Origin of the sequence: Rahnella bruchi (assembly GCF_003614975.1) — a bacterium.
Taxonomy (GTDB): Bacteria; Pseudomonadota; Gammaproteobacteria; order Enterobacterales; family Enterobacteriaceae; genus Rahnella; species Rahnella bruchi.
Window position 1 is genome coordinate 87157 of the sequence record NZ_QZWI01000011.1, and the last position, 14640, is coordinate 101796.

13 protein-coding genes and 2 pseudogenes are annotated in these 14640 nt (G+C 51.0%); 9 read left to right on the forward strand and 6 right to left on the reverse strand.

The window, feature by feature from the left end; translation table 11 throughout:
• Window positions 1-1053 carry an extracellular solute-binding protein gene (locus D5398_RS17670; RefSeq protein ID WP_120508800.1) on the reverse strand — a complete coding sequence of 351 codons (1053 nt, stop codon included), beginning with the start codon at window positions 1051-1053 and terminating at the stop codon, window positions 1-3.
• A gap of 15 nt (window positions 1054-1068) precedes the next feature.
• Window positions 1069-2184: an ABC transporter ATP-binding protein gene (locus D5398_RS17675; protein WP_208645996.1), complete on the reverse strand. Its 1116-nt coding sequence runs from the start codon at window positions 2182-2184 to the stop codon at window positions 1069-1071.
• A 428-nt stretch (window positions 2185-2612) separates the two neighbouring features.
• Between D5398_RS17675 and D5398_RS17680 the strand changes: the two genes are divergently transcribed.
• The 5 genes from D5398_RS17680 (at window position 2613) to D5398_RS17700 (ending at window position 6909) form a co-directional block, all read left to right on the forward strand.
• The gene (locus tag D5398_RS17680; RefSeq protein WP_120508802.1) at window positions 2613-3716 is read left to right on the forward strand and encodes a sugar phosphate isomerase/epimerase family protein; all 1104 of its coding nucleotides are present in this window, start codon (window positions 2613-2615) and stop codon (window positions 3714-3716) included.
• Between the two features lie 149 nt (window positions 3717-3865).
• Window positions 3866-4606 carry a GntR family transcriptional regulator gene (locus D5398_RS17685; protein WP_244216788.1) on the forward strand — a complete coding sequence of 247 codons (741 nt, stop codon included), beginning with the start codon at window positions 3866-3868 and terminating at the stop codon, window positions 4604-4606.
• An 89-nt stretch (window positions 4607-4695) separates the two neighbouring features.
• Window positions 4696-5031: a hypothetical protein gene (locus D5398_RS17690; RefSeq protein ID WP_120133403.1), complete on the forward strand. Its 336-nt coding sequence runs from the start codon at window positions 4696-4698 to the stop codon at window positions 5029-5031.
• 136 nt (window positions 5032-5167) lie between these two features.
• A complete protein-coding gene (locus D5398_RS17695) occupies window positions 5168-5608 on the forward strand; it encodes a DUF2231 domain-containing protein (protein ID WP_120508804.1) in 441 nt (146 codons plus the stop codon).
• Window positions 5605-6909, forward strand: coding sequence for a PQQ-dependent sugar dehydrogenase (locus D5398_RS17700; protein ID WP_120508805.1), 1305 nt, complete (start codon window positions 5605-5607; stop codon window positions 6907-6909). Before D5398_RS17695 ends, D5398_RS17700 begins: the two co-directional genes overlap by 4 nt.
• A gap of 56 nt (window positions 6910-6965) precedes the next feature.
• Here D5398_RS17700 and D5398_RS17705 read toward each other — a convergent pair whose 3' ends face one another.
• Window positions 6966-7301, reverse strand: a complete 336-nt coding sequence (locus D5398_RS17705) for a hypothetical protein (RefSeq protein ID WP_120508806.1) — start codon at window positions 7299-7301, stop codon at window positions 6966-6968.
• Window positions 7302-7580: 279 nt separating this feature from the next.
• Here D5398_RS17705 and fhuE point away from each other — a divergent pair, with 279 nt between their 5' ends.
• Window positions 7581-9779 (forward strand): ferric-rhodotorulic acid/ferric-coprogen receptor FhuE, encoded by a 2199-nt coding sequence (gene fhuE / locus D5398_RS17710; protein ID WP_120508807.1) that lies wholly within the window; start codon window positions 7581-7583, stop codon window positions 9777-9779.
• A 117-nt stretch (window positions 9780-9896) separates the two neighbouring features.
• Here fhuE and D5398_RS17715 read toward each other — a convergent pair whose 3' ends face one another.
• Entirely contained in the window at window positions 9897-10214 is a 318-nt protein-coding gene (locus D5398_RS17715; RefSeq protein WP_120508808.1) for a putative quinol monooxygenase, read from the reverse strand.
• A gap of 266 nt (window positions 10215-10480) precedes the next feature.
• Window positions 10481-12013: pseudogene (locus D5398_RS17720) on the reverse strand (IS3 family transposase).
• A 236-nt stretch (window positions 12014-12249) separates the two neighbouring features.
• Between D5398_RS17720 and D5398_RS17725 the strand changes: the two are divergent.
• Both D5398_RS17725 and D5398_RS17735 read left to right on the forward strand, forming a co-directional pair.
• Window positions 12250-13056, forward strand: a complete 807-nt coding sequence (locus D5398_RS17725; protein ID WP_120508809.1) for a tetratricopeptide repeat protein — start codon at window positions 12250-12252, stop codon at window positions 13054-13056.
• Window positions 13057-13207: 151 nt separating this feature from the next.
• Window positions 13208-13493: pseudogene (locus D5398_RS17735) on the forward strand (ISNCY family transposase); the annotation flags it as partial.
• Here D5398_RS17735 and arsH read toward each other — a convergent pair.
• Entirely contained in the window at window positions 13492-14196 is a 705-nt protein-coding gene (arsH, locus tag D5398_RS17740) for an arsenical resistance protein ArsH (protein ID WP_120508810.1), read from the reverse strand. The pseudogene D5398_RS17735 and the gene arsH sit on opposite strands and share 2 nt — an antisense overlap.
• An 86-nt stretch (window positions 14197-14282) precedes the next feature.
• Between arsH and D5398_RS17745 the strand changes: the two genes are divergently transcribed.
• Window positions 14283-14603 (forward strand): metalloregulator ArsR/SmtB family transcription factor, encoded by a 321-nt coding sequence (locus D5398_RS17745; protein ID WP_120508811.1) that lies wholly within the window; start codon window positions 14283-14285, stop codon window positions 14601-14603.
• Window positions 14604-14640: the final 37 nt, after the last annotated feature.

Here is a 14640-nt window from a genome sequence, read left to right on the forward strand (position 1 = left end):
TCAGCCTGCAACCAGAGTGTCGAACTGGCGGATCCAGTCATCACGGTTTTTGTTTATTTCAGCCCAGTCCGGATAAACCAGCGTTTTAAGCTGTTCGCGGGTGACATACGCGGAAATCGCCGGAGTCAGTGCCACGTTTTTGTTGGTCGGGAACATCTCGGTCGGCGGCAGTTCAAGCTGCTGCTGCGCGGATTGAGAAATGGCGGCATCCATATAGGCGTAAGCGGCGTCCAGATTCTTGCTGCCTTTGGTCAGATGAATATTGACCGGTGCGGCCGGTGATCCGCTTTCCGGATGCACAAACTCTGCATTCAGACCAAGGCTTTTCAGGCGCGCCACGTTGCTGGTGCTGCACATGAACACCGCGATTTCTCCTTGCTGGAACAGCGTCATCTGATGGTTAGTGCTGTCCACCACGCCTTTGAGTTGCTCGGGATGTTCTCTGAAAAGTTTAAATACCGCCGCCATATCCGCAGGACCTTTGCCGTAAATTTTGGCGATTTCGGTGTAGGCCATCACGGCGGTATTCGAGGCAAAACCGGTCCATGACACCAGCCCTTTGTAGGCCGGATTTTCAAACAAATCGCGGTACCCTTTTGGACGCGGCACCAGATCCGGATTATAGGCAATACCGTTCACTTCTACGGTCACGGTCGGGCCGTATTCGCCCTGGAATGACGGGTCAAGCAGGTGCCAGTTTTTAAGTCTGGACGGGTCAATTTTCTGAATAAGATCGTTCTGAATCGCAATCGTCATTTGTCCTGGCGACATCAGCAACGTGTCGTAAGGCGGATTGCCGGGGCTGGCCATGATTTTAGCCAGCTGATCCTGTGCCATAGCAGGCGCGATGGTCAGATCAAAGCCTTCCTTTTTCAGTACCGGCGTAAGCACGTTGCGATAAGCGTCTTCCCAGTTTCCGGGGAAAGTGGCCGCGACCGCGCTGCCGCTGGCCGCCGGACTGGCAGCGCGTAACGGGAAGGGCAGCATTGTGGAGGCCGCGACGCCCGCCATGAGATAACCGAACCGGCGACGACTGATTTCAAAGTCTTTCATAAAGTTCACCTCTGTTTATTCACTGATGAATTCCGGTTCAGCCGGAAAGGCATGACACCTTGCGGTATCAATTTCTGCAAAAAGTTGTGCTCCGGGTTCCGGGATAAAGGTCGACGGGCCTCTGACCTCAGATGCGCGCAAACTGGTTCCGTCCTCGAGAACCAGCTCATGGACCAGCGAAGGTCCGAGCGGCACTGAAACCGTCATCCGCGCCGGTTGGGTGTTTTCTCCCGGCAGTGCGGTTAAACGGACTTCTTCCGGACGGAAGGTAATAGTGACCCGGGAACCCGGAGTGAAATTCAGACGGCGCGGCAGGCGAAGCAGCCGGTTATCCGGCAGGCCGATCACAGTGGTATCGAGTTCAAAACGCAGTACCGTGCCGTGCAGAAGATTGGCCTGCCCGATAAAGGTATTCACGAACAGCGTTTTGGGACGGTCATATACCGTCATCGGCGTATCGATTTGTTCGACGTTGCCTTTATTCATCAGCACCAGACGGTTCGCCAGACTTTGTGCTTCCTCCTGATCGTGGGTGACGATAAGCGTGGTGATACCGAGCGTTTTTTGCAGATGCAGCAGTTCGACCTGAAGATCGAAACGCAACGCGCGATCCAGTGCGCCGAAGGGTTCATCAAGCAGCAGGAGAGAAGGACGACCGGCGATAGCGCGGGCGACGGCAACACGTTGCTGCTGTCCCCCGGATAATTCACGCGGCAGGCGGTTGCCAAAATCATTGAGCCTGACCAGTGACAGCATTTCCTCCACACGCTGTTTACGTGCTGCACGGGAAATCTGCTGGCAGGCCAGCGGATAGGCGATGTTCTCGGCCACGGTCAGATGCGGGAATAACGCATAGTTCTGGAACACCATGCCGATCCCACGTCCTCTTGCTGAAACATCTGCCAGATCTTGATTACCCAGCACGATCTTTCCGTTCTTCGGCTGAATAAGCCCTGCGATAGCCCGCAGTACGGTTGATTTTCCACAGCCGCTCGGCCCCAGCAACGCAACAATTTCGCCCGCTTCAATTGAAAATGACACATCACTGATGGCGTTCTTTCCACCGTAACTGTGAGTCAGGCCCTGAACGTTCAGGCGTTTGCTTTCAGTGGTGTTTTGCATGTCTGACATAAGGCTTCCCGGATCTGAGTCGTGTGCTTGAAGATGAAAAAGCAAGCAGCGTGCCAGAATGGAGTAAGCCAGACAGATCATATTTTAACTCATTGAAAGATAATGTTTAAATCCTTATTTATGTATTCGCACGCAGATGGTTAAAAAAATAAACCGTGATATTCGCATATCTTGTAGCATTGCAGATACGCCATTATGGTGCATTGTATTAACCATTTTGGTGCGAATGTTGATATTTTAATGCGAAATAATATTCGAATATCCTTTCGAATGTTAGTGGTTGTAATTAAATTAATGATATTTAACGTAATTAAAGAGTTTTTTTGGTTATGTGTTTGCACTGGCATATGATTTGCAACATTCATATTTCAACGACTCAGCCAGAATTTGCACCCACTTTTTGGCAGCACACGACTCCGGAGCACTGTATGAAATTAGGCATCGACGGGCAGAAACTGCCTGAAGTAAAAAAGCGCGGGCCATTGGGCAGCCTCGACTATGTAAAGGAACTGGGGCTGGAAGGCATATTTTTCAGCACAGTATTAGATATGAGCCCGACGCTGGATGCAGGAATGCTGCGGGAGATTCGCGCCAAAGCGGACGATTTAGGTCTGTATCTGGAAAGTGGTCTGGGCAAAATAAACCCTTATTGCAGCGCAGAAGCCCCGGAATTACGGGCGATTGGAGAGGGCGACATTATTGCGGGTTTCACCCGAATGATAGAAGCCAGCGCGGCGATTGGGTGTCGCGAGATGTGGGTTTCGCCCGGAAATTTTAAAGGAGAGTACCGGGGACGTCTGGCGGTAGATCGTTTTCGAACCGATGTCAGCTGGGATGAACAATTGCAGGGCATCGGCAACGTGCTGCTCAAGCTGGCGCCTGTAGCGCGGGCTCATGGCGTCCATATGAATATTGAAACGCATGATGAAATCACCTCTTTTGAGATCTTGCGCCTGATTGAAAGAGTGGGGGAAGATTGTGTCGGCGCGGTGCTGGATACCGCCAATATGTTGCAGCGCGGGGAACATCCGGTGATGGCGGCGCAACGGCTGGCGCCTTATATCCGCCAGACTCACATAAAAGATGCCTGGGTCGGACGTGCACCCGGCGGTCTGGATTTTCAGCCGCGCGCCTGCGGACAAGGTGTGGTTGATTTCAGTGCTATTTTGCCGATTCTCGCTAAGGCGAATCCTGACCTGAATTTGTCGCTGGAAATCAACCAGTCCACGGATGATAAACGCCGCCAGCCCAATCCGCGCCAGTGTATTCAGATTGACGATCCGCGCTGGCGTGCTGGTCATCCGGATCTGAATGCGGCGGAGCTGGAAGCCTATTTCACTATGATTGATGAAGGTGAAAAACGTGTGGCTGCAGGTGAAATCCCGGACTGGGAAGAATTTGAAAGTGCGCAATACGGTTATCCGACCTATGAAAACCAGTCTTATGGCTTGCAGGAAGCTACCCGGTTTATTCAGGACTCGGCACGCTATATCCGCGCTATCTGCGAGCGGAAAGGCATAATAATGAGCTGAAGAACTTCTGTGCAAATAACCTGAACCCTTATTCAGTGTTTGCGCAGAAAGATTCTTATCGGGATAATTAACCTGAGCGTATCCGGACAATTTGTCATGAGGCAAATAGTTTGAATAAAGGTGTATGACTGAGAGTTAACCTGGAGAAAATGATGAAGAAAACGCGCACGCAAAGCGCCAGGACAGCGCCGGTCGCGGCCAGTTCGGCTGATAATAACGACGATGTTTCCGAGCGGATCCGCGCCACGCTGGCGGCCGCCATCGGGGAAGGTGCGTTAAAGCCAGGCACAAAAATTCTTGAAGAGGCGATTGCCGAACACTTTGGCGTCAGCCGCACTGTGGTGCGCGGCGCACTGGGCGTGCTGGAAAGCGATCATCTGCTGGAACGTAAACGAAATCGTGGCACGTTTGTCGCGGAACCTGGCATTGAACAGGCCCGAAACCTGTTTGAGGCACGCCGTAAAATTGAGGCTCTGTTGCTCGAACTGGTCGTGGAGCGTGCTACGACAGAACAGCTTGAAGCGCTGGAAAAACTGGCGGACGAGGAAGAGCACATACATCATCATGGCGATGAAAAATCGAAAACCGTGCTTTCCGGCAAATTTCATATCGTTCTGGCGGAAATCGCCGGAAATCCGGTGCTGACCGAAATGCTGGCGAAGATTGTTGCGCGCCTTTCACTGGTGATGTCTTTGTATGAAGAAGATCATAAAGATGATTGCGGTGCAGATCATCACCGTATGATTGTGGCGGCTATCAAAGAAAAAGACCTGACCAAAGCGCAGCAACTGATGGACAGTCATCTTGCCGACATCGAAGGGCGGGTACGTTTAACCGAAGGCCACGGCGACCGGCATACGTTTCTTTCTGTGCTGGAAAACTTCTCGTGATGTGAACCGTTGTCCGAGCCGTGCAACGCCCCGAAGACAGGCTACGCTGATAGCTGAAAGACACCATTTTTCAGCGGGGCGAAACGGCCATGCTCAGAACGAAAAACAATGCCCGGTTAGATGAAGATATTTGCGTGCATATCTTTACCGCGTCAGCCGGAATGGTCGGCGTATGTATCACCGTTATCGGGATTTTTCAGGTGATCACCACGCTGCGGCGCGAAGGCACGCTGGGTGATGATCTGCTGGCGGTCAACGCAATCCTCTATCTGGCCACCACCATCATGTCTTACTGGACGTTAAGAACGCGCAAACAGCGGCGTAACCCCGTTTTGGAGAAGATAACTGACATTCTTTTTCTTGTTGCCCTGACTTTTACCACCGTCGTGGCGGGCGTTATTACCTGGGCCATGACGTTTACCTGACAGGGCGCGCAATCCTCCTTTGTGACAATCACTTCGGCAGTATTCTTCAACTTTACTAATCTATTACAGGTACACCTGTTGGCTGTGGTGCCATTTTCTGGCGCTGACAGCTCCGGATTAGTCAAAGGAGAAAGACATGCAAACGCATCCGAATTCGGCACGCCGTGGAGTTGCAACGGCGCTGTACGAACTGTTAAATCCCATTCCTCTGGGGTTCTTTGTCGCTGCCTGGATTTTCGACATCCTCTATATGAAAACCTTTATCACCATGTGGACCGATGCGGCGAACTGGCTGATTGTACTTGGGCTGATCATCGCTGTTATTCCACGACTGATTAATCTTTTTCAGGTATGGACGGGGCCGAAATCCGTTTCTGACAGCGCGCTGAAACTGCATTTTTGGCTGAATCTCGTGGCGGTGGTACTGGCGATTTTCAATGCTTTTATTCACAGCCGTGATGCTTATGCGGTGGTTCCTGCTGGCGTTATTCTTTCCACACTGGTGGTGGTGCTTCTTTTACTGGGCAATGTTCAGCTGGCATTTCGCCTGCCGGTTGCAGGAGGGACAATGCGATGAAAAATTATCAACGGCTGTTATCCGCCTGCGTACTGGCGGCGCTGCTCAGCAGTTGCGACGACAGTTCGCAGATTGATCCGAAAAAACAGACCGGGGCAGATCCTGAACTGCCAAAAGCGCAAAACTTTCTGATGCCACCGATGAAAGTGCCGGAAGGTATTCCCTGGAAAAACGGTGAAATGCCTAAAGTCGCCGACGGGCTGAAAATCGAGAAAATTGCAGAAGGGCTGAAACATCCGCGTCAGGTGTACGTTCTGCCCAATAACGATGTGCTGGTTGCAGAATCAAACGGTCCGGCGAAAAAACTCATTTTCCGCCCGAAAGAGCTGATTATGGGCCTGGTTCAAAAGTCATCAGGCAAAGGCGGCGAGGGCGGGAACCGTATCACGTTGCTGCGTAATACTGATGGCAAGTGGGAAAAACATACGTTTATCCCCAATATCAATTCACCCTTTGGCATTCAGCTGACGGGGAACACACTGTGGGTCGCGAGCGCGGACAGCCTGATAAAGTATCCGTATCGGACCGGCGAAACGCAGATCACCGCGCCGGGCGAAGTGGTCACGCAATTGCCGGGCGGTCCGATTAACCATCACTGGACAAAATCCCTGCTGGCGAGCCCGGATGGCAGCAAACTGTATGTCGGCGTCGGTTCCAACAGTAACATCACTGAAAATGGTATCGGGGCTGAAGACCGGCGCGCGGCAGTGCTTGAAGTGGATGCCGCAACCGGATCCAGCCGGATTTATGCCAGCGGTTTACGTAATCCGACCGGCTTACAATGGGAACCGCAGAGTGGAAAACTCTGGGCGGTAGTGAATGAGCGCGATGAAATTGGTTCTGATCTGGTGCCGGATTACATGACGTCGGTACAGGAACACGGTTTCTACGGCTGGCCCTACAGCTATTACGGGCAGCATGTGGACGAACGGGTGAAACCGCCGCGTCCGGATCTGGTGGAGAAAGCCATCAAGCCGGACTACGCCATCAGTTCCCACGTTGCTCCGCTCGGACTGCTGTTCTATACCGGCGATAATATGCCGCAATATCGCGACGGCGCGTTCGTCAGTGAACACGGCAGCTGGAACCGTAAACCACTGAACGGTTATCAGGTGATGTGGGTGAAATTCGAAAACGGTAAACCGGTGGGACTCCCGCAGCCGGTCGTGACGGGTTTCCTGACTGACGATCAGAAACAGGTTCGCGGTCTTCCGGTCGGGCTGGCAATGGATAAGCAGGGTGGCGTTCTGATTGCGGACGATGCGGGCAACGTGGTCTGGCGCGTCAGTAAGGCGCAGTAAAATCTTTCTCATGGAATGCGGACAGGGAGCCGCATTCCTTTATCAATAACCCACCTTTATCCGGCCTGATAGCGTTTGCTCAGCGTGTCCTGACATTGCTGCTGTGTCGTCACTTTTTCGCGTTCAGCCTTGCTGAGCGACGTCCAGGTTTCAATCACCTTATCGGCTTCATCCTCATCAAATTCCGTTCTGTTTATCGCTGAAGGTGACTGCGACTGCGTTGACACATCCTTGATCCGATTACGGAAATAATCCGCCGAACCGTCAGGTTTATTAAGCGCGGAACTGCAGAGGATATTGATATAGGTGGCGGGAGTGTGTTGCGCCGTGGTGTCTTCGGCGGTGGCGGTACCCGCGATAAGCAGGGTGAGGGCCAGCATGATTCGTCTCATAGCGTCTCCTTATGTGGAACACTTAAGGGTAGAAGACATCAGGCGGATGGGCATCGATGCGGTCACAGAATAGTCTGAAACATGCCTTCGGGTGCTGACGAGTCCCTCCCATTCCTGATTACGACTCACATTAATAATTTGTTACGCAATAAAAATTAACCTCCTCACGACAATAACAATGTTAATAATTACTATTCTCGTTCTCATTGCGAACTGTTCTTGTAAAAAATAAAAATAGAAACAGTGTCGCGTCCTCAAAAAATTTTACGAGAATGCGTTATGTCCTTTACTGGCAGGGGAAAAGTCGCGGAGTTTTGCGCAACGGATGTAAGAAAAGTCTTTACCGTTTCATCACTGGCTTTGGTTATTATTGTAGCGATCAATCCCGTTTGGGCGGCGGAAACCAACAGCGCGGCAAATACCGCAACGTCCGGTGACTCGAAGGATATGGTGATCGAAGGCTCGCCTACCGACGCCAGCAGTGACAAGCAGGATTATGCGGTTAAAACGACGACCGCAGGCACCAAAATTAACCTGACCCCGCGCGATATTCCGCAGTCGGTCAGTGTGATCACGCGACAGCGTATGCAGGATCAGGCTCTGCAATCGGTCGGCGATGTGCTCGACAACACCACGGGCATCTCCACGGAAGTGATCGACAGCGAACGCGTATCCTATTTTTCCCGTGGCTTTTACATCAACAATTACACCTATGACGATATTCCTTCGTCCGTCAGCGACACCTGGAACTTTGGCGATGCAGCGGAAGACACGGCGATTTATGACCGTATCGAAGTGGTGCGTGGTGCAACCGGTCTGATGACCGGCGCAGGTAATCCGGCGGCGTCGGTAAATATGGTGCGTAAGCATGCTGACAGCAAAGAATTTACCGGCGATATCAGTGCCAGCTATGGCAGCTGGAACAAACAACGTTATGTGCTGGATGCTTCCGGCCCTCTGAATCAGGAAGGTTCAGTGCGCGGACGGATCGTGGCGGGCTATCAGGATCAGGACAGCTGGTTGGATCGTTATCACAAGCGTAAAAAATTCTTCTACGGCGTAGTCGACGCCGATGTGACTGACAACACCACGGTGTCCCTCGGTTATGATTATCAGGAAACCAACACCGGAAATCCGACTTGGGGCGGCCTGCCTACCTGGTACACCGACGGCTCGCGGACCCATTACGACCGCACCACCAATACCTCCGCCGACTGGACGAATTACGCCATTCAGTCACGTAAAGTGTTTGCCAACGTAAAACACGACTTTGATAACGGCTGGACATGGCGGGTCAACGGCACGCATGGCGAGCAAACATTCAACGATAAGCTGCTGTATCTGATGGATTTCCCGGATCACACCACCGGCGAAGGGCTGAGCGGTTTTGGCAGTAAAGACCGTGGCACGCGCAAAGTGGATTCGGTGGATACCTATGCCACCGGGCCGTTTGAACTCTTTGGTCGTCAGCATCAGATGGTCGCCGGGCTTAGCTACAGCCGCCAGCATAACCAGACTTACAGTTCCGATGGGGCCATTGACAGCGACGCCATTGGCAGCTTTGGCAACAGCTGGGACGGCAGCGTCAGCGAGCCGGAGTGGGGCGACTGGTACCTGAACGCCGACGATGTGGTTCGTCAGAAAGCGGGCTATTTTGCTACACGCTTCTCGCTGGCTGACCCACTTTCGCTGATCGTCGGTGCGCGTTACACAGAGTGGACCAGCAACGGCAGCAGCGGCAACATGCAGAAGAACAACATGACGCCCTACGGCGGGCTGGTGTATGACATCAACGATACCTGGTCGGCTTACGCCAGTTACACCTCCATCTTCCAGCCGCAGACAGACCGCGATATCAACGGCCATTATCTGTCACCGACTACGGGTAAAAACTACGAAACTGGCCTGAAATCGGCATGGATGGACGGTCGTCTAAACGCCTCACTCGCGGTGTTCCGCATTGAGCAGGATAATGTCCCCCAGGCCGATGGCAGCGATCACGTCAACGGTTCCAGCGAGCAGGCATACGTTGCGGCAAATGGTACAGTGAGCAAAGGGGCTGAGTTTGAGTTGAGTGGCGCAGTCACTGACAATCTGCAAATGACCTTCGGTGCGACGCGTTATGTGGCGAAAGACGACACCGGCAGCCGCCTGAACAGCAATATGCCACAGACCCAGCTGAAACTGTTCAGTCGATACCAGTTGCCGATGATGCCGGATCTGACAGTCGGCGGCGGCGTGAACTGGCAAAACCGCACCTTCCAGGATGCAACCGGGCCAGACGGCGAGACTCAACGGGTATCAGAGGGCAGCACGGCGATTGTCGATCTGTTCACCCGTTATCAGGTGACAAAACAGTTGTCGGTTCAGGCCAACATCAACAACCTGTTTGACCGCACCTATTACTCGTGGCTCAGTGACTACGCCGTTTACGGCGAACCGCGCAGTGTGTCGGTCAGCGCGAATTATGCGTTCTGATGTGATGCGATAAAGACTATCAGGGCAGCATCGGGATTTCCGTCGCTGCCTTTTTTATGCCTGGTTCAGGTAATGCGTCGAATTTTTGTACAGGGGATGTGAATGATGCGCGAATTATTACAGCTGTGTTAGACGCTGAACGTTTAGGGTTTCCAGTTTACCGTTCAGGATATCGAGAAAATCATCGTGGTAAGGCATTGCCACGTGTTTTTTCAAATCTTCTTCAGACTTCCAGCGTTCGATAAATACGAATGACACCTTACCTTTATTTTCGAGGTTACGTACATCGGGTACAGCATGACTTTCATGCAGATCATATTGCAAGCATCCTGCTTCACGATGCGTTGGAGTAACCATTGCCAATGCGGCATCTCTAATAGTGTCGATAAATTCGGGCAACGGGGTCAGTGTGGCAACAATTTTTACTTCGCTCATAGGGGGCCTTTGATTGTCAGTGATTTATTCTGGATTTATACAATCCTGTACGGATTATTCAGGGTAGTTATGAGTTGGTCATTGTGCCAGCCAATACGACTGAATCAATACTGAATGAGTCAATATGCGATTGGTGGGATGGGGTATGAATGATGAACTCATTGATTGATGCATTCAATTTAACATAATCATGATTATGCGCACCGAATGTGTAGTAGCTAAATTGAGATGTCCGCTTAGGAGATGCGGATGTTTTGTTGGACTGGTTATGTTGTGATCCCCAGATGCTGCCGGTACTTCACCGGACTCATTGCACCCAATGATAATTTAATTCGCTTCTCGTTATACCAGCGTATGTACCTGTCCAGAAAGCAGATAAATTCTTCCTGCGTCGTGCTCGCCCAGTTTCTGCCATAATACATTTCATTTTTGACCCGCCCGAAGAAGCCTTCACACGCCGCGTTATCCGACGAGCAACCTTTGCGCGACATGGACCTTTTAAGACCCGATGCATTAATACGATCCAACCAACCCGGCCATCGATAATGGCCGCCTCTGTCGCTGTGTATCACCGGTTTTTCATTTTCTCTGAGCGTATCGAGCGCGTCGTCGAGCATGCAATTCACCAGTTTTGCGTCCGGACGTGTTCCTATCGACCAGCTCACCACTTTGCCATCAAAACAGTCGATTACGGGCGACAGATAGACCTTGCCCGCTGGCAGGTGGAACTCAGCAATATCAGTCAGCCACTTCTCATTTGGGCTGCAGGATCGAAAATTTCTGGCAAGGAGATTTTCAGGTGCCGGCCCTATTTCTCCGCAGTAAGAGCTGTATCGTCGTTGCCTGGCTCGCTTAACGACGAGTTGCTCCTCAGTCATTAGCCTGCGGACAACCTTTTCAGAGATGCAGAGCTTGTTCTCTCGGAGCGTCGCGTGCAGACGCCGGTATCCATAGCAGCGATAATTTCCTTCAAAGATCTTTGCCATGGCTATGCGTATTTCCGCGTACTTATCATTCAGACGCTGGCTCGCTTTGTGATAAAAATAGCAACTCCGGGCAAGCTTCAGAACACAGAGCAGTTCAGCGACGGAATAGATTTCCTTAAGGGCATCAGCGATCTGGGTTTTCTCCCTGTTCTTCAGGGTCAGGACGCTGATGCCCATGTCTTTTTTTATCAGTTCATTCGCTTTTGTCAGGATATCGCGTTCAAGCTGCAACTGATGAACCTGCTGTTTAAGCCGCGTGATTTCATCAAGCAATGCATCCTGGTTTTTATTCTGAGTTGATGTTTTACGTCTTCGCATGGATCGATAAGCCTCATCGTCGAGCAGGTCTTTCTTCCATTTGTACAGGACCGGGACGCTCACGCCTATGTTTTGAGCAACTTTAAGGGCGATTCCGCTTCGGTTGCAGAGCTCACGGACGGCTTGAGCTCTTTCTTCCTGACTGAAGCATTTATTTGTATTTGAGCGGACAATCAGAGGGCGCCGGTTTGGATATATTTCTTCAATCCAACGTTAAAGTAATACGTCGCTGGGATAGCCGATGGCTCGCCGAGTAAACGCCAGACAACCACCATGCGTCAGGTAATGTTCCACAGCAGCAATTTTTTGCGCCTGTGAGTATCGCTGTCTCGATTTTAATCCTTTTGGTAAGTCGCCAGTTTCTTCATAAATTCGCACCCAGCGACCGAGCTGTTTCATGGATGGATATCCCAATTCTCTGATGACCATAGAGGCTTTTTTGCCATATCGATAATAGAGTTCAACAGCCCGAACCCTGTCCTCATATGAATGCATTAACTCTCTCCCGAGAGTCCAAGTAATCGTCCGCACCCCGAGTTTCTGGAGCTGAAGGACTCGACAGCCGGAAGCAAAAAATCGCCCAGCCGTAAGGCTCAGGTGCACGCCCAGGAACAGATCCGGGCTATCAACCTCGTTCTGGTAGACCCGAGCTTGTTTGTGGCAAGTTCAAAGCGGTAGAATCGACCATCAGTGCTGCAAAGTACCGGGTAGCACCCAAAAGGATACTTGAGATGATTAAATTCCCGACTAAAAAGCGCGTTGATTTATATAAAAATGCGGTCAGTTCCGAGCAATTACAGCAGGATCTGGCTGTGGCTCAGGAGTTTATGTTCGATGCCTGGGAAACTGATGACCTGGAAGTTGTGCTGAAACTCATCAGAAAAGCTATCAAGAAATCCCCACTTTGTGCTGACGCATATTCATTCTACTGCGAGGTATCTGAAGAGCCTCCTGAGTCAAAAATTGGTAATCTGGAAACGGCTTTGTACGCTGCCAGTATCGCACTTGGCGAAGATTTTCAGGAATTCGCGGGCAATTTCTGGGGTTTTGTCGAAACACGTCCATATATGAGAGCAAAAGCAGCTTTTGCTGATGCTTTATGGAAGTCAGGTAATTTCTACCCGGCCATGGCTCATTACCGCGAAATGCTTAAGCTCAACCCTAGCGATAACCAAGGGATTCGTCATTTATTAGCGAACTATTACCTTGAACTCGAAATGGTGGATGACCTGACCTTGCTACTGGATGATTATTCAGGTGATATGCGCCCGTTTCTTCAGTATACACGCGCCCTCCTCGCCTACCGGCAGTTATCCCCAGATGCCGATGATATCGCTAAAGCTGCGATTAATTCTAATAGACACATCCCCGGCTTGTTATCGAAGTGCAGATTACAGCCCAAGTCTAACAGTGGATATATTACGTTAGGTGGAATGGATGAAGCCATTTTTTACGTGAATAATAATATAAAACCTTGGATTCGCACTCCAGGTGCAATTGACTGGATTAATAAAAACACTAAATCCAGCTTGAACTAATTATTTTATAGCAGGAAATTATTCTGTTATTTCCTGTTCGCTCCTATCCCATTTATATTCATCCCCCTATTATAACCCTCCCGGTACTCATAATGCTCCATATGCTCCAATGTACGCATGGCTTCGGCCTGCAAATGCTTACCGGCGTCGACCAGTTCGACCCGACGACTGGTGCGAATCAGCAACGGACCGCCCAGCGAGGCTTCAAGGGCTTTTAGCACGGGAAAAGCTCGAGGACGTTCATGGTCTGATCCTTGGCAAGGAAACCATCAGACGCCTCATGATAAAAGCCGGACTCTGGATCCCCTGCAGACGACCCCCGCCCAAAAATTCATCAGCCCCGTTACCGCCGTCCCTGTACCGGCGAGCTGATCCAGATTGACGGTTGTGACCATCACAGGTTTGAAAACCGGGGACCTAAGGCATGCAAGCCACTCAGATCTTTTCCTGATTAACCCGTTCAGAAAGTGCCTGATGGCTTTCCTTCCTTTCGCTGTAACGGTCGGCCAAAAACGCGGTGTGGCCTTTCAGAAGCAATGTAATTTTGAACAACTCCTCGGTGACATCCACAATCCTGTCGTACCAGGCCGAAGGTTTCATGTGCCCTTCATCGTCAAATTCCTGCCATGCCTTTGGCACTGATGATTGATTGGGAATAGTGAACATCCGCATCCAGCGACCCAGTATCCGCATCTGGTTTACCGTATTGAATGATTGCGACCCGCCACTCACCTGCATTACGGCCAGCGTTTTTCCCTGTGACGGACGCACTGCGCCTTCGCTCAACGGTATCCAGTCGATCTGGGCCTTCATGACTGAACTCATGGCACCATGTCTTTCCGGAGAACTCCACACCATTCCGTCACACCACCGGACCAGATCACGAAGCTCGAGCACTTTGGGATGGCTTTCCGGCGCATCATCTGGCAGCGGCAAACCGGAAGGATTAAAGATTTTCACTTCTGCGCCCATTTCTGTCAGTAATCGCCCAGCTTCTTCAGCTGCAAAACGGCTGTAGGAGCGTTCCCGTACTGATCCGTAGAGGATCAGAATGCGCGGCTGGGTTGCATCACCCTGCTGAAGTTTGCTGGCAATAGCCTCATCAAAGCATTCCGGTTCGATTGCAGGTAACTGCGTCATAAATATTCTCCGATTCGTAAGTTATGCTTTAAAACCTAACATATATGGAATAGCATATGTATAAATAATTCATGTCGAGGTTATGTATGCTACAGCCAGTTCAGCTTTTCAAACTGCTTTCCGATGAAACCCGTTCGGCCATCGTGATGCTGCTGCGTGAATTCGGCGAGTTGTGTGTCTGCGATATCTGTGCAGCAACGGAAGAATCTCAGCCCAAAATATCACGCCACATGGCGATGTTGCGTGAGGCTGAACTGGTAATCGACCGGCGTGAAGGGAAATGGGTGCATTACCGGTTGTCACCTCATATGCCTGCATGGGCTGCGGCCATTATTGATTCAGCGTGGAATTGTGAAAGAGAAAATGTGCGCAAAAAACTTGATAACGCATCGTCCGCTACTTGTTGAGCTTGTAGAAACACATGCATTTAAATGAATGTGTAAG